Here is a 359-nt window from a genome sequence, read left to right as displayed (position 1 = left end):
GGTGCATGAAGGGGGCGAAGCGGGTGGGGTCGGGGCGGCCCATGGACTCGACCTTGATCACGTCGGCGCCGTGGTCGGCGAGGATCTTCGTGCAGTACGGGCCGGCGAGGACCCAGGTCGGGTCGAGCACGCGGATGCCGTGCAGGGCGGGCTCTGCGGAGGCCTGCCGCACCGGGCGTTCGGTCCGCGGTCCGGCGTGCAGCACCTCCTGGTCCGCGCCCACGTCCCGGACCGTCAACTCCCGTACCCGGTGGCCCTCGGGGAACGCGAAGGGGAAGCCTAGGTCGGTCCGCTCGCCCTCCGGTGTCCGTACCCGGGTGAAGAAGTCGCGGGCGGCGAGCTGGGGGTTGGCGGGGAGT

General features: G+C 73.3%; 1 protein-coding gene. It reads right to left on the bottom strand.

Annotated elements, in window-relative coordinates; all coding sequences use genetic code 11:
• A partial coding sequence (locus JHN63_RS53825; protein ID WP_234478993.1) for a CoA transferase occupies window positions 1-359 on the bottom strand: 359 nt, incomplete at both ends.

The sequence above is a fragment of the Streptomyces sp. MBT65 genome (assembly GCF_016612545.1).
In the GTDB taxonomy this organism is placed as follows: domain Bacteria; phylum Actinomycetota; class Actinomycetes; order Streptomycetales; family Streptomycetaceae; genus Streptomyces.
The sequence above is the reverse complement of the archived record's forward strand: the minus strand, read 5'-3'. Positions and strand labels throughout refer to the sequence as shown.